Below are 20,261 nucleotides of genomic sequence, written 5' to 3'. Positions count from 1 at the left end.
CCGGGCATACCGCATCATTCGCCGATGCCGGCGCATCGCCCCCCGGGAAAACAGGGTAGTCGTTCGCGTGGCGTGCCTGCGCTCACACGCGATGCGTCACTTCGGCGGAGTGTGCCCGGAAGCTGGCCGGAGCGGCAGCCGGGCCTCGTGCGTCACGTCGACGCGGCATCGTCGTCGGACGCACCGGCGAGATTTTGCTCGTCGTTGTAACGGATCAGATCCGCGTCGCGAACGATCCCGAGCTTCTTCATCGCGCTCGACTTCTGCGAACTGATGGTTTGCTTGCTGCGATGGAGCTGCGCGGCGATCTCTCCCACCGTGTAGCCCGCGCCGAACAATCGGACAACCTCGATCTCGCGTGTCGTCAGTGCGCGGGTAGCGGGCTCGGATTCGATGTCCTGCAGGAGCTGCTTGATATACGGCGACATGTAGTTCGCACCGACGTACGCGGCATGCACGGCGCCGATCAGGTGCGAGATCGCGTCCGACTTGCTGAGGATGCAACTCACGCCCTGCTTGTGGATCGCGCGCAGCACGCTCGGATTGTCGATCATCGTGATCGTCACGATATGCAGCGCCGGATAGCGGCGCTGCAGGAACGACAGCAGCACGAGCCCGTCGCCGTACTTGCCGCCCGGCATCACGTAGTCGAGCACGAGCACGTCGCTCTGCTGCGCGTCGAGCGCCGCGACCAGGTCCGTCGAGTTCGAAACGGTGCCCACAAGCTTGATCGTACTGTTGCCTTGCAGCGACTGCGACATGCCGAGCGCGGACGCCGGATGATCGTCGGCCACCATCACGCGCACAAAGAATTCGTCCATGTTCCTGTTTCCCCGAGGCTTTCAGTCACGCTTCCGGTCCCCGCCGCGACGGGGAGCATGCTCGCGCCATCGCGTCGATGGCTGGCCATATTAGGCGCACCGGACAAATAATGACTCAATTTTAAGATAAATCCCGGTTCGCCCTGCAATTAGCGTGGGCCACGCGGCGGACGACAGGTGCCGGCGCTCGTGATACGCACGACCTGTCCGCACGGACGCACCGCGCAGATTGCCGAAGCTCAAGACGGCTCGGCGCCGTTACGGGATGCCGGCTACGCTCTCACGCAGCGCGGTCGGGCCGCGACGCGGCGCTATCGGTGGCTCGAATCGCCAGGCAGGTCATGCGGGTTGCCGTCCACCCGATTTTTCCACTCGTTCAGCGTACGGCGCCGCTGAACCGGCGACATGAGCAGAAACTCGTTCATCATCGTCAGGAATTCCCGACGGGACTTCTCAGAGAGCGCGGCAAAATCGAGCAACAGTGCGAATACCTTCCCTACGTGACGCACGACGTTCCCCTCCAGTATTGATTTGAATTCTGCCGCGCGACGTGAACATGCACCGGCACCCTGCCCTTGTTGTTTTGGATACGCGCTGACGCGTACGCTGCTGTTGGTTACTTGTCATACAAAGCTGTTTCATGATTGGTTGAGCCCAATGGGCAAGCGGCCGCGCATGGCTCCTTCGCCGAAGCCGCGGCACGCCGCTGCCACGCATGCGCAAGCGCGCCGCGCAGGTGACCGAGCGTCACGGGTTTTGTCAATACGCGCCGCACACCGGCTGCCGTGCAGCGCTGCATGCCTTCTGGCGTCAAATGCGACGTCACGACCAGTACGTCGCACGCGGGATCGACGCCGCGCGCCGCTTCCGCCAGTTGGTGCGCGCGCATGTCGGGCAGATCGTCGCCGATCAGCAGCACGTCCCATTCCCCGCCGGCCAGCGATTCGAGCGCCGCACACCCCGATCCGACCTCGGCTGCCGTACAACCGAGTGCGTACAGTTGCTCGCTGAAAATCGAGCCGTTGATGGTTTCGTCGTCCGCGACGAGCACGCGCAATGCGCGACTGCCGCGCTCGGCGGCCGCGCGCGACATTTCGGCCGTCGCCGAATCGCGAGCGTGCGAATCGTCACGCCGCGGATCGTCGCCCGATTCGGCATCGATCCGGCTTTCGTCGCTCATCGGGCCACCGAGCAGCGGGCCGCCGAGCGCCAACGCGGCACGCAAGCCGCCGAGCGAATAACTCGACACGCGTACCGTGTCGCCGGCACGATACGGTTCGAGCGGGCCGTCGGGTATCGCGAGTATCAGCCGCTCGCAATCGCTCAGGCTGGCCAGATCCGCGTGCGACCACGTGTCGGAATCGCCGAACAGCACGACCGCGCCCCGTCGCGCAACGCCGCCCGGCAGACTCGACGGGCTGTCGTACACGCTGACGTCGAATCCCCATGCCTGCAGATGCGGTAACGCGAAATCGCGCCACGCGGGATGCGCGGCGATCAGCGTCAGCGCGTGTGCGTGCGCCGCGCGCGGCCGGTCGAGCGTGACGATCTCCGTACCGAGCGGCAGAAGCACCGTGAAACGGCTGCCGGCGCCCGGCTCGCTCTCCACCGCGATGCGGCCGCCCATCGCCGCGACGAGCCGGCTGCACAGCGCAAGCCCGAGGCCGGTGCCACCGTAACGCCGCGTGATCGACGTATCGACCTGCGAAAAAGCCTTGAACAACTTGTGTCGATGTTCGGTGGCAATGCCGATGCCCGTATCCTCGACCTCGATCGACAGTTCCGGGGCGTCGTGTCCGTCGGCGACGACGGCAACGCGCACGGTCACGCTGCCCGCATGCGTAAACTTGAGTGCGTTGTTCAGCAGATTGCGGAGCACCTGTGCGAGCCGCGTCGGATCGCCGCGCATCTGTTGCGTGCTGCTCGCATGGATCTCGCAGAACAGCTGCAATCCCTTCGCCTTCGCGATCGTCGCGAACGCGTTCAGCTCGCGCTCGATCACCGCACTCACGTCGAACGCGATCGATTCGACCGACATCGCGCCGGCCTCGATCTTCGAAAAATCGAGAATGTCGCTGACGAGCGCGAGCAGGCTCTTCGCCGACGTGCGCAGCGTATACACGCGGCCATGCTGGACCGCGTCGAGCGCCGAGCGCTCGAGCAATTCCAGGTTGCCGAGAATCACGTTCAGCGGCGTGCGGATCTCGTGGCTCATCGCCGCGAGGAACGACGATTTCGCGGCGTTGGCCGAATCGGCCGCGCGCACGGCCTCTTCGAGCTGTTGCACGAGTTGCCGCTTCGCGGTCATGTCGGCGACCGCGGCGATCAGCACGTCCGTGCCCTGATAGCGTGCGCCGCACGCGATGAATTCCAGGTTCAGGTGCGCGGCTTGCGTGTCGCCCAGCAGCAGGTCGCCGTACAGCACGCCGCCTGCGTCGCCGCGCGCCTGCCATGCGTCGGCCACCTGGCTCGACAGCGCGTGATAGTCGCCGCCGATCCGCTCGACCACGTCCGTCAGCGCGGGGCTCACGAGCATGAAACGCCCGTCGTCGCGCGCGATCAGCCCGAGCCCGATCGGCGCCATCTCGATCACGCTGCGGCACAGCGCTTCGCTGTCGAACACGCGCTGCGAGCTCGCGTAGAGCGGCACGAACTCCCGACGATGAAAGCGCAGCAGCAGCACCCACATGACGATGAGCGCGAGCAGCGTCGCCGCGCCGAGCGTACCGGCCGAACGTGCGACGCCGGCCGCGATGTCGGCCCACGACAGCGCATACGCAAGCGTCCAGCCCGTCGGCTCGAGCTTGCCGTGAAACAGCAGGAAGCCATTCCGGAATACGGGCGCGCCCGACGCCGACGCACCGCCCCGCGACGGGTTCAGCTTCAGCAGGCTTTCCACGCGATCGGCATCGCTTGCCGACGGATCCATCGTGACGAGCCGGCCATCGGCCGTCGTGATGTAGAACATGCCTTCGGGGCGATAGTCGGCGAGCCAGGACAGCAGGTAATCGGGCGGATATTCGGTGACGAGCACCGCGAACGGCTTGCCGTTGTCGCGCGCCTCGGCCGCGAGCCGGATGCGCGGCTGCCCCGACACGGGATCGGTGAACGGCGGCAGCCATCGCACGTGCGGACGTGCATCGATGATGCCCGGATACGAGTGCTCGAAATCGACGCGCAGCGCGTCCAGTATGCGTGCGCGGCTTTCCGGCGAAACCAGCGCGGGATCGTCGCGGTCCCGATGGGGGATCAGCGCGAACAAACCCGTGCGCGTGCTGTAGTGGTAGCCCTCCAGCGTGCGCCCGCGATTGATCGAGCTGGCCGCGCAGATACGTGCCAACAGGACCGACAACGACAGATAGCGCGCGACTTCGGCCCGATCGCCGGTGCGCGCGGGCACGCCGACGACGAGCGAAGGATACGGACGGGTCGCGACGCGCTGGTCGTTGAGGAGGAACTCGTCGACGATCGGCGCCGGCACGTCGCTGGCCTCCTGCCAGATCAGCTGCGCGTTCGCGACGCCGTTGCGGAACGAGGTTTCGCTTACCTGGATTTCGTTGAGCGTCTGCTCCAGCCCGTTCAGGTAGTTGCGCCGCGCCCCCTCGACATAACCCGAGACGATCGATGCCATCCCGAGACCGCAAGCGATCAGGACAAGGATGGTAACGACGATTCCGCCGCCGAACACCGAAATGCTCTGATAACGACGAATCGATTGAAGCGGGCTCTGCGACATGGCGCGCGTTGACGATCGCGAACGCGACCGGAACGACGTCGTTCCGGCACCCGTGACCGTCTCGGAAAACACCTAGAAAATGAAGGGATTTCCGATCATGCCAAAGGCTCGCGTGGGCGTCCTCGTCGCATGAACCATTTCGTACATATTAGATAGAACTGCGCCGCACTTTCGGACTTGACCGAATCTTGATGCGACAAATACGCGTCGTTTTTTTCGCATTGCGTCGACTGAGCGTTGGGCGGATCAACAGCTCGGGCAATGCATTTTGTTAAAGTTTTCTAAAGATTTGCCCCGATCGCGCTGCCACCTCGACGCGTACTGGCGGCGCGCATACCGACTGTTCCAATGATTCTCCGGCATGCCCAACTCGCCGCCCAAAAGAAAAGGTTCTTCGCGGGTCAACGCGAAGAACCTTTGAAAAGCATCGTTTCGACGAAGACCGAGCCGGCGATGGCGTACGAACCGCCATCGCCGGTCGCCAACCCGCCCGGCACCTGTGCCGAACGGACGTCGGATCGAAGCCGAGACAGCGCGACGTGCCCGGGAGGCGAGCGTCACTGCAACGCCCCCGCCTCCCGGAACGGGACCGATCAGTCCCGGATTGAGCCGTAATTGACGCCGGCGAGCGGCACCGCCTTCGCGCTTCCGCTCACGCTATTGCCGCTCATCCAGCCCAAATTGAGGCCGACCAGCCCGCCGTAGAACTGCGAGTAGCCGTCCGTGTAGGCAATACGGCTGCTGGAGCTCGAATTGTCGACGTTGCCGAAGTTTCCGCCTGCCACGCCGCCCAGCCATGCATAGCGCCCGCCGGACACCGCACCCGACGACGACGACGCCTTGACCTTGCCGTCGTTTTCGCCGACGAGGCCGCCGACCCGACTGACATCACCGCCCTTCGCCGAACCGGAAGCGTCGGACGCATCGATCGATGCGCCCATGAAGTTTTGGCCGACCAGACCACCGACGTAGCTATTGTCGCCCGCAACGACGTCGCCCGACGCGCTCGACGACGCCACGCTGCCCATGTTGTATCCGACCAGGCCGCCTGCCTTGCCATACGTACCGTCGACGTTCACGGCCCCGCTTGCGCTGGCGCTCGCCACCTTGCCGAAGTTCGTGCCGACGAGACCACCTGCCATGCCGTTATCGCCAGCCGATACGTTGCCGGCCGCCGAGGAGGCGGTCACGGTGCCGTGGTTTTCGCCGACGAGGCCGCCAGCCTGGCCTTGCGCGCCGACCTTGACCTCTCCGTCGGCCGACGAACCGTCCACCTTGCCGAGGTTCGAGCCGACGAGGCCGCCTGCCTTCGCGTTGCCGCGCCCGTCCACCTTGCCATGCGCATTCGATGCGATGATCTTGGCCGCGCTCCCGTTACGGCCGACGAGGCCGCCCAGCTGGCTGTCGGTGCCCGTCGTGACGTTGCCGTTCGCCGTGGATGCGTTGATCGTGGCCTCGTTCAACCCCACGAGACCGCCCGCCACCGCGGCGTTGCCGGCCTGAACGCTGCCGTTCGCCGTCGACGCCAGGATCGTCGCACGGTTGACGCCGGCGAGCCCGCCGACCATGGCCGATCGACCGGCAACGACGTTACCGCCCGCCGTCGACGCGGCGATCTTGCCGATATTTTCCCCGACCAGGCCGCCTGCCTTGCCGTTGTCGCCAACGGTCACGTCGCCCTTCGCGCCGGATGCATCGATCGACGCGGTGTTGTAGCCGACCAGACCGCCCGCCGTGCCGTTGTTGCCCACGGTCACGCTGCCCGTCGCGTTGGAGGCTTCGATCGCCGCGGCGTTGTAGCCAACCAGGCCGCCCGCCGTCGCGTCATGACCGCCTCGCACGCTCGCGCTCGACGAAGAGGCCTTGATGCGGCCCGACTTCTCCCCGCCTTCGTTGAAACCGACCAGGCCACCGACACGCGCACCGCTGGCCAGGGCGGTGACACTGCCCGTGGCCGTCGAGGCCGAGATGATGCCCCGGTTGATCCCGACCAGACCGCCAGTGCTGCCCGCCGACTCGCTGCGAACCTGTACGTCGGCGCGGCTGTTGCTGATGGTCGCGTCGCCGAGATTCGGCGAAAGGACGGTGCGGCTTTCGCCAACCAGACCGCCGGCGTACAGCGCTTCCTTGCCGCCTTCGACACGGCCGGAAACGGATGCGCGATCGATCCGCCCGCTATAGTTGCTGCCGACCAGACCACCGACGATCACGCGGCCGGTGCCGGTTACCAGGACGTTTTTCGCCTTCACGTTCGTGATGTCGCCCAGGTTGTAGCCGGCCAGCGTGCCGATGCTGACGATGTCTGTGGGAGAGGCCGCCCCTCGCGCAGTGATTTTGTCCAGCGTGAGGTTGGCGATACGACCCGAATTGGACGCGAACAACCCGACGATCGCCACCCCGGGGTTCGAGATTGACAGGTTGCCGATGGTATTGCCCAGACCGTCGAACACACCGGTGAACCCCTGACTCTTGCCGCCAAGGCTGCGGAATTGCGCGTCCTTGCCGTCGATCGCGTTACCCAGCACGTAACGGCCCTTCATGTTACCTTCGACGCCGCGCAGCCCCGCGAGATCGTGGATCACCTGATAGGCATCGCCGTTCGCCGAGAACGACGCATTGCGACCCGACAGCGTGACCGTCGCATCGTCGTTCGTCAGCGTATGGCCGCTGCCCGAGTTCAGCGCCAGGCTCGCCTTTTCGCCCGTCAGCGCCACGTTGTTGCCGATGCGGATCTGTTGCGCCGCGTTCATCGTCACGCCCGCGTTCGCGCCGCTCGCCTTCAGCGACTGCTTCAGGTCGACGCTGCCCTTTTTCGACGTCAGCGCCAGCGTGTTGTCGCTCGCCCAGTTCACCGCATCGCCCACCGTCAGGTCGCCCGACGTGTTGGTCAGCGCCACGTTCGTCGTGCCCAGGCTGCGCGCCAGCGTCTCCCCGTCGATCGCACCGCCAGCGTTACCGCCGGTGCCGCCGCTACCGGTATTACCGTTGAGCCCGCCGCCAATGACCAGACCGCGCTTGCCCGGCTGCGCTGCCGTGCCGACCCCGGCGTTGGCCGCCTCGATCGTCCACAGGCCCGCCTTGCCCGATGCCGCACGCGTATCCACCTGCACGTCGCGCGACACCACCACCTGCTCGCCGCGCGTCGTCACCGTGCCGCCCGCCGTCGATGCATCCTGCGAGCTCGCGTCCAGCTTGCCCGCGACATGCACCTGACCGCCGTCCAGCGTGATCTTCCCGTCGCGGCTGCTCAGGCCCTGCGCCTCGATCGTGCCGCTGTTCTTCACCACCGAACCCAGCAGGTCGCCGGCCGCACGTGCCGTCATCAGCACTTCACCGCCGTCCGCCTTCAGCAGCCCGCCGTTGTTCGCCTGCGCGTCCACCGCGCCGCTTTCGACCTGCAGGTTCAGCAGCCCGTTGCCGTCGAAGTTCACGTTGAACGCATTGCCCGCGCCCAGCGCCACGCGACCCATCTGCGCACGGATCACGCCCGTGTTCGATACGCGTGCGCCCAGCAGCGCCACGCTGCCGCCTTCCGTCGCCGCGATCGTCCCCGCGTTCTCCACCGCTTGACCCGACGTTCCCGCAAATCGATAGCGGCCCGCCAGGAAATCAGCGTCCGTCAGGTTCTGCGTCGACGCCACCAGGCCGCCCACGTTCACTTGTGCGCCCGCGCCGAACATCACGCCGTTCGGGTTCACCAGGAACACGCGACCGTTCGCGTCGATCTGACCGTGAATCTGGCTGCCGTTCGCCCCGATCACCCGGTTCAGCGCGATCGACTGATTCGTCGGCTGCTGGAACGACACTCGCTCGCCACCACCCACGCTGAAGTCCTGCCAGTTCGTGATCAGCTTGTCCGTGTGCTGGTTGATCGACATCGTCTTGTTGTCCGCCGACGTCGAGATGTCCGCCTTGCCCGACGCGATCTCGCCGCCCGTCGGCAGCGCGTATGCGCCCGACGCCGCCGCCAGCCCCAGCAGCGACACGCTCGCCGCGAGCAGGCGCTTGCCGCTGCCCGACTTGCCGCGACGGCGCGCCGTTTCCCCTACTGCGCACCAGCCGCCCTGCGCTTCATTCCATACCAATGAATAGGCCTTGTTCATTCTTCATTTCCTCATGATTGGTCGGCATACTTTAATTATTTCGTATACCTATACAAACTGCTTATCGAGCGCGGAACGAATATGTCCGTTGCTCGTTTCGCGGATTACTGCACCATCCGCGCCATGCTCGCCGGCTCCAACCCGCCCCGGAACCGGCATGCCATGTCCGGGGCGGCAACCGTTCGATCCTGGTTGCCGCCCCGGGGCATTCGAGACCGGCTCTTCACCGAGAAAAATTACCGCTTGCTGTCGATCCAGCCCACGTTGACGCTGGCGAACGGTTCACGTGCGGCCGCGCCGCTTGTATCGCTCGATTCGATGCGCCCCGAGTTGAATGCAACGAATCCGGCTCTCACCAAGGGCATGCCATTCCCCGAGTAATCAAACTTCGAACTCGAATGCGACGAACGGATCACGCCATGATTCACGCCCACGAACCCGCCGGCGAACGTACCGGAGCCGGCGATCGCCCCCGACGATTCCGAATCGGCGATCAGCGCGCCGTCACCGTTCATCCCGGCGAACCCGCCGATGAACTGGCCGATGGCGGTCGTCACGTTGCCCGATGCCTTCGAGTTCCGGATGCTGGCTTGTTTGCCGATGTTTTCGCCGACCAGACCTCCGACGGTGCTGTCGCGAGCCGCAGTGACCGATCCGGCCGCGCTCGACCCCGAAATCGTTCCGTGGTTCAGGCCGACGAGCCCGCCAACCCGGCTCGCCTGCCCGGCACGCACGGCTCCGCGAGCCGCGGATTGCTCGATTGCGCCGTCGTTCACGGCGACAAGCCCGCCCACGCTGGCTCCCTGACCCGCACCGACATCGCCTGCCGCGTTGCCCGCCCGGATCGTGCCGGCGTTCCTGCCGACCAGGCCGCCCACGACGCTGCTCGCGATGTCGCTCACGCTACCGTTTGCCGCGACGTTTTCGAGCACGCCGCCGTCGACGTTCTCCCCAGCGAAGCCGCCAACGGCTGCCGCGCCTTTCGAGTTCACCGCGCCGAACGCTTGCGCATCCGCGATACGAGCGCCTCTGTTGAGGCCGACGAACCCGCCGACCTTGCTGCCGTCCGTCGCGCGAACGATGCCGCGTGCCGACGAACCGACGATCGTGCCGCCATCGCTGCTGCCGACCGCGCCGCCGACGAAGCTCGACTTCCCGGCCGACACGTCGACCGTCGAAATCGCGTTGTCGATCATGCTGTTCGCCGACTGACCGACGAGGCCGCCCACTTGCGTGCGGTCACCCACCGAGATCCTGCCGGCACTCGTCGAATCCGACACCGTCGCATAGAGATTCCTGCCGACGACACCACCGACGGCGCGCATGTAGTTCGACGATCGCATGCTCGTGATCTCGGCATCGGCCTGGCTATTCGCGATCCGCGCGCTGAAATTCCTGCCGGCAATGCCGCCGATTGAATCGGCCGCCTCGTTGGCTGTGATGCTGCCCTGGAATCGGGCGCGGTCGATGACGCCGGCGACGTTGTCACCGACGAGGCCGCCGACGAGGCTGCTGATCTTCCCGTTCGACGAAACCGTCGTCTTCGTTACGCGAACGTTCGAGATGGTCCCGCCATGATTGGCGCCGGCAAGCGCACCGACCGACGCAGGCGTTCCGGTCGATGCTTCGTTGACGGCGAACGAGTCGAGCGCGAGATTCGCGATACGGCCGCGATTCAACCCGAACAGGCCGACGTACTGACCGTTGCCATTGATCGTCAAGCGGGAAATCGTGTTGCCCAAGCCATCGAACACGCCGTTGAATGCGCTGTCACCGCCGATACCGCGGAATTGCGCGCCCTTGCCGTCGATCGCATTGCCCAGCACGTAACGGCCCTTCATGTTACCTTCGACGCCGCGCAGCCCCGCGAGATCGTGGATCACCTGATAGGCATCGCCGTTCGCCGAGAACGACGCATTGCGACCCGACAGCGTGACCGTCGCATCGTCGTTCGTCAGCGTATGGCCGCTGCCCGAGTTCAGCGCCAGGCTCGCCTTTTCGCCCGTCAGCGCCACGTTGTTGCCGATGCGGATCTGTTGCGCCGCGTTCATCGTCACGCCCGCGTTCGCGCCGCTCGCCTTCAGCGACTGCTTCAGGTCGACGCTGCCCTTTTTCGACGTCAGCGCCAGCGTGTTGTCGCTCGCCCAGTTCACCGCATCGCCCACCGTCAGGTCGCCCGACGTGTTGGTCAGCGCCACGTTCGTCGTGCCCAGGCTGCGCGCCAGCGTCTCTCCGGTGATGGCATTTCCGGCCGCATCGACGCCCGCGTTGGCCGCCTCGATCGTCCACAGGCCCGCCTTGCCCGATGCCGCACGCGTATCCACCTGCACGTCGCGCGATACCACCACCTGCTCGCCGCGCGTCGTCACCGTGCCGCCCGCCGTCGATGCATCCTGCGAGCTCGCGTCCAGCTTGCCCGCGACATGCACCTGGCCGCCGTCCAGCGTGATCTTCCCGTCGCGGCTGCTCAGGCCCTGCGCCTCGATCGTGCCGCTGTTCTTCACCACCGAACCCAGCAGGTCGCCGGCCGCACGTGCCGTCATCAGCACTTCACCGCCGTCCGCCTTCAGCAGCCCGCCGTTGTTCGCCTGCGCGTCCACCGCGCCGCTTTCGACCTGCAGGTTCAGCAGCCCGTTGCCGTCGAAGTTCACGTTGAACGCATTGCCCGCGCCCAGCGCCACACGGCCCATCTGCGCACGGATCACGCCCGTGTTCGATACGCGTGCGCCCAGCAGCGCCACGCTGCCGCCTTCCGTCGCCGTGATCGTCCCGGCGTTCTCCACCGCTTGACCCGACGTTCCCGCAAATCGATAGCGGCCCGCCAGGAAATCAGCGTCCGTCAGGTTCTGCGTCGACGCCACCAGGCCGCCCACGTTCACTTGTGCGCCCGCGCCGAACATCACGCCGTTCGGGTTCACCAGGAACACGCGACCGTTCGCGTCGATCTGACCGTGAATCTGGCTGCCGTTCGCCCCGATCACCCGGTTCAGCGCGATCGACTGATTCGTCGGCTGCTGGAACGACACTCGCTCGCCACCACCCACGCTGAAGTCCTGCCAGTTCGTGATCAGCTTGTCCGTGTGCTGGTTGATCGACATCGTCTTGTTGTCCGCGGACGTCGAGATGTCCGCCTTACCCGACGCGATCTCACCGCCCGTCGGCAGCGCGTATGCGCCCGACGCCGCCGCCAGCCCCAGCAGCGACACGCTCGCCGCGAGCAGGCGCTTGCCGCTGCCCGACTTGCCGCGACGGCGTGCCGTTTCCCCTACTGCGCACCAGCCGCCCTGCGCTTCATTCCATACCAATGAATAGGCCTTGTTCATTTTGGCATCCTCTTCAATTTATATTTACAACCCCGTCTTGCCGGACGGACCGATCACGCGTGCTCAGAAATACTGAGCGGCCTGAACCCATACGCTCGGCGCGCGGGTCGGCGAGCCGGTCGCCGCGCCGAGCGGCCACGCGGCCGTCAGCGTCACCTGGCGCTTCGCGCCATACCAGCTCGCGCCGACACCGCCGGCCTGCATGTGCTGCATGTTTCGTTCTCGCGTCCACGGGTGCTTGTCGCCCTGCACGCGCCCGGCGTCGACGAACGTGCTGACCTGCCATCCCGGCGCAACGAGATAACGCAGCTCCGCGCTGGCCTGCCAGCCCTGGTCGCCGCTGCCGGCGCCGAGCGCATACGCGCGCACGCCGTACGGGCCGCCGAGGCTGAACTTCTCCGATTCGTCGAGATTGCGCGACGCGAGCTGCGCGCTGAACTGCGTGTACAACTCGAGCCGCCGCCCCAGCGCCTGCACGCGCAGCGCGCTCACATTCAGCTTCGCAAAGCTGCCGATCGACTTCTTCAGCGAATCCGCCTCGAACGGATCGTTGCTGCGCAGCCGCCCGACGCCGAACATCACCGAGAACCCGTTGCGGCCGCCGCCCAGCAAGCCATCCTGACTGTTGCCGCTGACGCCGAAGGTCCACAGGCCGACGTTCTTGTCGCGCCGGATGTCGAATACGCCGTAGTCGTCGCGCAGATTCTTGTTTTCGTACTGGACCTGCGCGGTGACGCTCAGGGCGCGCGCACGCACGAGCGGCTGCGTGACGTACGCGGTCTGCACGCTCGCACGGCCCTGGGAATCGAGATCGGAAAACGCGCCGCCGAGCCGGTAGCGCAGCGACGAATACGCGACGCCGACCCGCGTCGACGCGGGCCCGACCGGTACCTGGTAGGCGGCACGGTAGTAGCGCTGGCGCTCGTTGCTGATAAGCCCGCGCAGGCTCAGGCGATCGCCGAGCCGCAGCGGCGAATTGACGTCGATGCTGCCGCCGAGACGGTAGCGCCCGAGCGCGACGTCGCCGAAGTTGTCGAATTCGAGCGATCCGGACGCGAGCGGCCCTTTGTCGGCGTCGACGACGAGATCGGTGGTGCCGGGCGTTTCGCCCGGACGCAACGTGCCGCGCGCACCGACGCCGGCGAGATCGTCGAGCAGCAACAGGCTGCGCTCGAGATCGGGCCCGCGTACGACATCGCCCGGATGCAGCGCCGAGAGCGGCTGGCGCAGCGCGGCATCGAGCACGCGCGAATGGTTCTGGATCGTGATTGCGCCGTAGCGGCCTTCGGCGATTTCGATACGCACGACGCCGTCGTCGATGTCCTGGCGAGGCAGGTACGCGCGCGCAAGCACGTAGCCATGACGGCGATAGTAGGCGGTGATGCGCCCGGCGGCGCGTTGCAGGTCGGCGAAACTCAGCGTGCTGCCGGCCAGATCGGCGACGAGCGGCAGCAGTTTGTCGCTGCCGAACACGGTATTGCCGTCGAGCGCGAATGCGCGAACGAGCACGCGGGGCCCCGACTCGGGTGCGCTCTCGGCGGTGTCTTCCGACGGCGTCACCTTAAGCTCGGGCGCGGTTTCCGGAGGCAGATCCGGACGCGGCGTCTCGATGTCGCGCATCGCTCGCCCGGCGTCCGGCACTTGCGCATGGACCTGCTCGACCAGGCCCGCGGCACCGCCGCAGATCAGCGCCACGCACAATGCGTGGCGGGCGCGCAGCGCGACGCCGGCATCGCGCGGCACCGCTTGCGAGCCGGCCTCGCGCGACTGCGCCGCTTCGACGCTGTCGATGTCGACCCGACGGTGGCCGACGACTTGCATATGAACTTCCCACATGGAACACATCCGGATCTAGCCGACAAAGCACTTGCCAGCTGTGACTCAAGCGCCGAATGCTACAGACAGACATTTCCCATGTATTTAGATCAGGTACGAAATTTCGTGACGAAATTGTTAATTGCCGGAGCAACTGCACGAATCGCGTGAACGGCAAAAACGGCTTCCGTTTTATCGGCAGGATGGAAGCCAGTCGGCCGTCGACCGAATGCCGTCGCGAGCACGGTTGACCACCTGCGGCGGCACTCCTAAACTGGCATTCCTTTTACGCCGCTCACGCCAAAGGGACTCCCATGATCGACCTCTCCACGCTCGTGCTGTTCTCGGGCGCGTGTCTCGCGCTGACCGTCACGCCGGGCCCCGACATGCTGCTGATCGCGTCCCGCAGCGTGAGCCAGGGCCGGCGCGCGGGCTTTGCGACGCTCGCCGGCATTCAGGCCGGCACTTACTGTCATGCGCTCGCCGCCGCGCTCGGGCTGTCGCAGCTCTTTCTCGCGGTGCCGATCGCGTACGACATCGTGCGTTTCGCCGGCGCCGCGTACCTGCTCTATCTCGCGTGGAAGACGTTCCGTTCCGACGCAACCTCGCTATCGCCCATCGCGTCGCAGCGCCGGCACTCGACCGCCGCGATCTTCCGTCAGGGCCTGACGACGAACCTGCTGAATCCGAAGATGGCGCTGTTCGTGCTCGCGCTGTTCCCGCAGTTCGTGCGGCCCGAGCATGGCTCGATCGCCGTGCAGATTCTCGTGCTCGCGACGGTGCTCAACCTGATCGGGCTCGTCGTGAACGGCGCGGTGATTCTCTCCGCGAGCCGGCTAAGCCGGCGGATCGGCGCGCGCCGCCGCCCGTCGAAACTGCCGCAATATCTGCTCGGTTCGGTGTTCGTCGGGCTTGCGGCGCGGCTCGCGGTGGCGGGGCGGAACTGATCTCGCCCCCTCCCGAAGCACACGGGCGGGCCTGATATCCATTCGGATAACTAGCCGAATTCAGGCCACAGCCAAACAATCTGGCTCGCACATCAGCAACGAAGCACCGGAGAAACGCCTGAACGTTTCTCCGGTGCTTCCGTGCATTCGACGAGCCGCCCTCATGACAGACACGACGGCGCTCCTTCCTGCAAGGAAGTAACAAATTTGTTACTATGCGAACCGTCGCGGACGAAATCCATTTCTTCAGCGAGCAAGTCGAGGCTGGCGTATTTGCGTTGCCGAAAACGCTGACCGCCAGATTCTTCGCACTCGCTGACCGCATGGAGCAGTACGGCCCGAATCCGGGCGAACCTCACACCAGGCCGATGGGCGACGGGTTGTACGAAATGCGGTTGAAGGGCCTGGAAGGTATCGCACGTGTGTTTTACTGCGCGGTCGTCAACCGGCGGATCGTCATGCTTCACTGCTTCGTGAATAAGACGCAGAAAACGCCGCAGAAAGAGCTGGAAACCGCGCGCCGCCGATTGAAGGAGATTCGATATGGCAACCTATAAGGCACTGCGCGAGCGCGCGCTGGCCGATCCGAAGGTACGCGCCGAATACGAACGATTGAACCGCGAGGAGTTCGCGCTGCTCGACGCCATGCTGGCCGCCCGGCGAGCCGCCGGTCTTTCGCAAGCCGATGTGGCAGAGCGCATGGGCACGAAGGCGCCTGCCGTCACGCGGCTCGAACGCGCGCTCGCGACAGGCCAGCACTCTCCGTCGATTGAAACGCTGCGCAAGTATGCGGCCGCGTGCGGCAAGAAACTCGTGATCTCGTTCGCCTGAGCCGCATCGCGGCCCGGACATGATTGAATCGGCCGTCGGTTGCTCGAGCGACTGACGGCCCACCTGCCCCGCATCTCACCTAATCCCCGCCCGCGCACGCATCGTCGGCGCAAGCGCGCGTATCGAGCACCACGCGCAGTTCACGACTGCCCAGCAAGCTCGCCGGCGTCACCGTGCGGCGCTGCCACGGAATCCGGCCGAAGTACCAGACCTTCCAGAAACCGAGCGGATGATCGGGGTTCCTGCGCAGCAGCGTATCGAAGGTTTCAACGTCGCCGAGCGTAATCCGCGTCGCGTCACGCACGACTTCCCGAACGAAACGCGAACAGAACTGCCGGCGCGACGCGAGATTGAAACCCGTGTCGTAGATCACGCCGACCCGGCGCATCGCCGCGTCGACGAGCCGGCGCCGCTGCGCGGCATCGAGCGGCTGCTTCAGTCGCGCGATCACGCACGCGCCGCGATCGGAGCGCGCAAGAAACCGCGACATCGTCGTGACGCGCGACAGCGGAAACGTGCTCTCGGCGACCAGCGGCTCGCCACCGCGCCGGCCGACGACGATCCCGACGTGATTCGTCCACGACCGTGTCGCGCTCGCCACTTCGAGAAACGGCCGCACGGTCACGCGGATAAACACGATGTCGCCGATCTCCGGTTCGACCGGCAACGGCATGTCATGAGGTTCGGGAGAACCGGTGGAGAAAAGACGCCGCCGGCCCGCGTCGGGCGAGCGGATCATGAGCGGCTGGCAGCCGGTGTCGACAATCATATGGACCTCGCGAGAGTGAACATGGCGCGAGGATGTCAGCAGCTACCGCGCACCGCATCCGCTTCTTGTGCGAGGGCGTGAATCCGTGCCGCCGGGTGGCGGATTTCGATACCGGCGTGAGGTGCGCGGCGTAAGGCGCGAAGCGTGAGGTGCGAGGCCGAGCCGTCAGCGCGTCGCGCCCAGCGCCACGCGCAGCCGTTCCATCAACTGCGTGTAATGCCGCAGCACGTCGTCCTTCGGCACGACATTCGCAGTCGCGAAACGCTCGGACCACGCCGGCTTCCATTCATACGCCCCGTGTACGCTCCGGTCGCCGTCCGGCGACTGGATCAGCGAACGGATCCGCGCGTCGCGGCCCGGGCCCGTGTGCATGTCGAACAGCGCGTGGATATACGTGTGATACGCGTCGTACACATCCTCGTCGAACAGGTAGCGGTAGATGTGAAACGTGCGGTCGAGCTCGCGCTTCGCGCGGATCACGTCGTCCGGCGAGATGTCCTTCCAGTAGCCGATCCACGTGTAGAAGCACAGCAGCGCATTGAGCTGTGGCGCGACCGCGTCGTACAGCGCGAGGCGCTTCTCGATCAGCCGCTGGTTGGTCCACTGTACGAGTTCGAGCCGCTTCAGCCGACGCGCGACGAGCCAGCCGAGGCAGGCCACCGACAACGGCGTCAGCACGCCGAGCACGAGCTTGACGATTTCCAGCGAATTCCACGGATTGTTGAATGGCTGCATGAATGGCCCGACAAGAAGAAACGCATCCGCGCCGGCGCATGACCCGGCGCGCAGCGCCGCCTGCCCGATCGCATCGACATTGACCGTTAGTTGCTTGCGCATCGAACATCGCACGGCGGTGCGCGCGATACGTTCGAAGCGGCATGACTCGCCAGATTACCCGGCGATTGTCACCGAGACCTGACCGTTCGTCGAGTCATCGCCTCGCACTCGTTCGGCGCTAGGTCGGCAGCGCCGACGTCAGCTTGACCTTCTGCATCGGAATGTCGGTCTTCACGCTCAGCACGCCGGGAATGCGCGTGAGTGTTTCCATCTGGAAGCGCCGATAGTCGTCGATGTCGGCCGCGACGACGCGCAGCAGGAAATCGCAGTCGCCCGCCATCAGGTGACATTCGACGACTTCCGGCATCTGCTGGACGGCATCGGCGAAACGGTTCACGGATTCCGCGTCCTGCCCCTTCAGCCACACGCGCGTGAAGATCGTCAGCCCCTTGCCGACCTTCGCGGGATTCAGCACGGCCACGTATTTCTCGATCACGCCCGCTTCCTCGAGAAGCCGCACACGCCGCAGGCACGGCGACGGCGACAGCCCGACCTCGTGCGCGAGCTCCACGTTCTGCATGCGGCCGTCGCGCTGCAACGCGCTCAGGATCCGCCGGTCGATGGCATCCAGTTTCATTTGGCATCCGATTCCAAAAATTTCGCAAATCGCGCGTTCAATGCCAAATTCTCTGAAAGTTATGGCCACAACGCAACCCGATTCGAGTCAAAAAAGCAGACAATCCCTCCCCCCGAAGGAGGAGTAATGAGCAGTAGCGTTTCAACGTCGTCCGGGCTTCGCGACAAGCCCGCCTATGTCGCCGAGATGGGCCGCGGTTTGCGCGCGGCGCTGCCCGTCATGCTGGGTTTCGTGCCGTTCGCGCTCGTGCTGGGCGCACAGGCCGCGCAGAAAGGGCTGAGCCTGTTCGAGGTGCCGATGATGACGGGCCTGAACTTCGGCGGCGGTTCCGAATTCGCGGCGATCCATCTGTGGACCTCGCCGCCGCACATCGCGCTGATCGTCGCGATGTCGTTTCTCGTGAATTCGCGCCACATCCTGATGGGCGCGGCGTTCGAGCCGTACATCCGGCGCCTGCCGCGCCGCCGCGCGTTCGTCGCGCTGTTCTTCATGTGCGACGAGAGCTGGGCGATGTCGCTCGCCGATGCGCGCTCGCGCTCGGCCACGCACATCAGCGTGCCCTATTACGCGGGCATCTGTATCGGGCTCTACCTGACGTGGATCTCGATGACCACGCTCGGCGCGGCGGTCGGCCCGACGATCGGCAACGTCGAGCAATACGGCTTCGACATGGCGTTCACGGCCGTATTCCTGGTGCTGCTGCGCGGGATGTGGAAGGGAATGCGCGCGAGCCGCCCGTGGTTCGTGAGCCTCGTCGTCGCGGCGGCCACGCACCTGGCCGTGCCCGGCGCATGGTACGTCGCGGCCGGCGCGTGCGCGGGGCTCGTCGCCGCGCTGCTGTGGGAGCCGCGCGATGCCTGAGCTTCCGGATTTCAGCACCGTCGCGACGATCGTGCTGATGGCGTCGACGACCTACCTGTCGCGCATCCTCGGCTACGTGCTGCTGCGCAACCGCACGCTCAGCCCGCGGATGGCATCGGTGATGGAGAACGTGCCCGGCTGCGTGCTGATCTCGGTGATCGCCCCGGCCTTCGTGTCGACGCGGCCGGCCGACCTGCTCGCGCTCGCGATCACGCTGCTCGCGGCGACGCGCCTGTCGATCCTGCCGACCGTCATCGTCGGCGTCGTGTCGGCGGGCTGCTGCGGCATCTGATTGGATAGAGCCCGTTCCCGCCGATAGCGGGCTTGAGAACGTGCGTTGCCAGCCTTCCCCCAAGGGGACGAGCGACGATCGATCTCGCGCTCCGGCCGGCAACGCACATTCTCCTGTTTGGGAAATAATCATTCGCGGGGCTAGCCGCCGGAAGGGCCGATCGCCGCTTACGCGGCATCTCAACCGACGAACGGGCGCACAATGCGCCCGTTTTCATGTCCGCGCCGACGACGCGACATGACACGACGATTCTCACGCCGGGATGCTAGCCTTGTGGCTTGCGCCACGCCGCCCTTCCCTCTCATCGCCCATCTCCGTGAGGATCGTCCCGATGCAAGAAACCCGCCCGCTTTTCGACCGCGTCCTGCTGACCAACGACGACGGATTCGACGCCCCCGGCCTTGAAGTACTCGAACAGGTCGCCATGCAACTGGCGCGCGAAGTGTGGATCGTCGCGCCGGCGGAGGACCAGAGCGGCACGTCGCATTCGCTGAGCCTGCACGAACCGCTGCGCGTGCATCGCAAGGGCGAACGCCGCTTCGCGGTGCGCGGCACGCCCGGCGATTGCGTCGCGATCGCGGTCAGCCACCTGATGAAGGACGCGCGGCCCGACGTCGTGCTGTCCGGCGTGAACCGCGGCGCGAATCTCGGCACCGAAACGGTGTTTTCCGGCACGGTCGGCGCCGCGATGACGAGCATGCTGGTCGGCGTACCGGCCATCGCGCTGAGCCAGGCGTTCACCGATCGCAACGCGGTGCCATGGAACACCGCGCTCGCGCATGCGCCGGACGTCATTCGCCGGCTCGCCGCCGCCGGCTGGGACAGCGACGCGTGCCTCAACGTGAATTTCCCCGCCCGCCCCGCGCAGGACGTGCGCGGGCTGAAGGTGACGAACCAGGGCGCCGGCACGCTGCAGGGCGTCGAGATCGTGTCGGGCCGCGACCCGCGCGAGATCGACTATCACTGGCTGAAGCTCGCGCGCGCACCGCGCGACGACGACGCGGATTCGGAAACGGTCGCGCTCGGCGAAGGGTATATCGCCGTCACGCCGCTGAAGTTCGAGCGCACGCACGACGGCGCGCTCGCGCGGCTGCGGTCGAATCTCGGCTGATCGGGTTGGCCATATTGGCCGCGTTGGCTGCTTTGGCTGCTTTGGCTGCTTTGGCAGCTTCGGCGGCTTCGGCGGCTTCGGCAGCTTCGGCAGCTTCGGCGGCTTCGGCGGCTTCGGCGGCTTCGGCGGCTTCGGCGGCTTCGGCGGCTTCGGCGGCTTCGGCGGCTTCGGCGGCTTCGGCGGCTTCGGCGGCTTTGGCCAGGCGGCCGCTTCGGCGCTTGCGCACGACGCCTGCACG

Annotated in this window: 14 protein-coding genes and 1 pseudogene; 6 read left to right on the top strand and 9 right to left on the bottom strand. The window is 66.0% G+C overall.

All coding sequences use genetic code 11. The features are described from left to right. Positions 1–152: 152 nt before the first annotated feature. The 5 genes from MRS60_RS27940 to MRS60_RS27915 all read right to left on the bottom strand — a co-directional run bounded on the left by MRS60_RS27940 (position 153) and on the right by MRS60_RS27915 (position 13,819). Positions 153–821: a response regulator gene (locus MRS60_RS27940; RefSeq protein WP_034181875.1), complete on the bottom strand. Its 669-nt coding sequence runs from the start codon at positions 819–821 to the stop codon at positions 153–155. A gap of 616 nt (positions 822–1,437) precedes the next feature. Next, positions 1,438–4,557: an ATP-binding protein gene (locus MRS60_RS27930; protein WP_243565998.1), complete on the bottom strand. Its 3,120-nt coding sequence runs from the start codon at positions 4,555–4,557 to the stop codon at positions 1,438–1,440. Between the two features lie 593 nt (positions 4,558–5,150). Beyond that, complete coding sequence (locus MRS60_RS27925; protein ID WP_243565997.1) at positions 5,151–8,660, bottom strand: GLUG motif-containing protein; 3,510 nt, start codon at positions 8,658–8,660, stop codon at positions 5,151–5,153. A gap of 236 nt (positions 8,661–8,896) precedes the next feature. Then, the gene (locus tag MRS60_RS27920; protein WP_243565996.1) at positions 8,897–11,983 is read right to left on the bottom strand and encodes a GLUG motif-containing protein; all 3,087 of its coding nucleotides are present in this window, start codon (positions 11,981–11,983) and stop codon (positions 8,897–8,899) included. 63 nt (positions 11,984–12,046) lie between these two features. Next, positions 12,047–13,819 (bottom strand): ShlB/FhaC/HecB family hemolysin secretion/activation protein, encoded by a 1,773-nt coding sequence (locus MRS60_RS27915; protein ID WP_243565995.1) that lies wholly within the window; start codon positions 13,817–13,819, stop codon positions 12,047–12,049. A gap of 293 nt (positions 13,820–14,112) precedes the next feature. On the opposite strand from MRS60_RS27915, the gene MRS60_RS27910 reads away from it, so the two are divergent. The 3 genes from MRS60_RS27910 to MRS60_RS27900 all read left to right on the top strand — a co-directional run bounded on the left by MRS60_RS27910 (position 14,113) and on the right by MRS60_RS27900 (position 15,576). Then, positions 14,113–14,745, top strand: a complete 633-nt coding sequence (locus tag MRS60_RS27910) for a LysE family translocator (RefSeq protein WP_217588583.1) — start codon at positions 14,113–14,115, stop codon at positions 14,743–14,745. A 215-nt stretch (positions 14,746–14,960) separates the two neighbouring features. Then, complete coding sequence (locus MRS60_RS27905; RefSeq protein WP_243565994.1) at positions 14,961–15,302, top strand: type II toxin-antitoxin system RelE/ParE family toxin; 342 nt, start codon at positions 14,961–14,963, stop codon at positions 15,300–15,302. Beyond that, positions 15,289–15,576, top strand: a complete 288-nt coding sequence (locus MRS60_RS27900) for a helix-turn-helix domain-containing protein (protein ID WP_034181868.1) — start codon at positions 15,289–15,291, stop codon at positions 15,574–15,576. Before MRS60_RS27905 ends, MRS60_RS27900 begins: the two co-directional genes overlap by 14 nt. Positions 15,577–15,655: 79 nt before the next feature. Here MRS60_RS27900 and MRS60_RS27895 read toward each other — a convergent pair whose 3' ends face one another. The 3 genes from MRS60_RS27895 to MRS60_RS27885 all read right to left on the bottom strand — a co-directional run bounded on the left by MRS60_RS27895 (position 15,656) and on the right by MRS60_RS27885 (position 17,759). Then, complete coding sequence (locus MRS60_RS27895; RefSeq protein ID WP_243565993.1) at positions 15,656–16,345, bottom strand: YebB family permuted papain-like enzyme; 690 nt, start codon at positions 16,343–16,345, stop codon at positions 15,656–15,658. 165 nt (positions 16,346–16,510) lie between these two features. Next, positions 16,511–17,080, bottom strand: coding sequence for a hypothetical protein (locus MRS60_RS27890; protein ID WP_027789976.1), 570 nt, complete (start codon positions 17,078–17,080; stop codon positions 16,511–16,513). A 220-nt stretch (positions 17,081–17,300) separates the two neighbouring features. Further along, positions 17,301–17,759 carry an Lrp/AsnC family transcriptional regulator gene (locus tag MRS60_RS27885; protein WP_006749370.1) on the bottom strand — a complete coding sequence of 153 codons (459 nt, stop codon included), beginning with the start codon at positions 17,757–17,759 and terminating at the stop codon, positions 17,301–17,303. 126 nt (positions 17,760–17,885) lie between these two features. Between MRS60_RS27885 and MRS60_RS27880 the strand changes: the two genes are divergently transcribed. From MRS60_RS27880 to surE, 3 genes and pseudogenes are all read left to right on the top strand, one after another. Then, entirely contained in the window at positions 17,886–18,620 is a 735-nt protein-coding gene (locus MRS60_RS27880) for an AzlC family ABC transporter permease (protein WP_027789977.1), read from the top strand. Then, positions 18,613–18,920 (top strand): annotated as a pseudogene (locus MRS60_RS27875) (AzlD family protein). The gene MRS60_RS27880 and the pseudogene MRS60_RS27875 overlap by 8 nt, the downstream one beginning before the upstream one ends. A gap of 323 nt (positions 18,921–19,243) precedes the next feature. Next, on the top strand, positions 19,244–20,023 hold the full coding sequence (gene surE, locus MRS60_RS27870; RefSeq protein ID WP_034181865.1) for a 5'/3'-nucleotidase SurE: 780 nt from the start codon (positions 19,244–19,246) through the stop codon (positions 20,021–20,023). On the opposite strand, the gene MRS60_RS27865 is transcribed toward surE, so the two are convergent. Continuing rightward, a complete protein-coding gene (locus MRS60_RS27865; RefSeq protein ID WP_243565992.1) occupies positions 19,956–20,249 on the bottom strand; it encodes a hypothetical protein in 294 nt (97 codons plus the stop codon). The two genes, surE and MRS60_RS27865, sit on opposite strands and share 68 nt — an antisense overlap. Positions 20,250–20,261 lie beyond the last annotated feature (12 nt).

This window comes from Burkholderia pyrrocinia, assembly GCF_022809715.1.
GTDB lineage: Bacteria > Pseudomonadota > Gammaproteobacteria > Burkholderiales > Burkholderiaceae > Burkholderia > Burkholderia pyrrocinia_C.
Note: the sequence above shows the minus strand (reverse complement) of the source record. Positions and strands in the feature narration are given on the sequence as shown.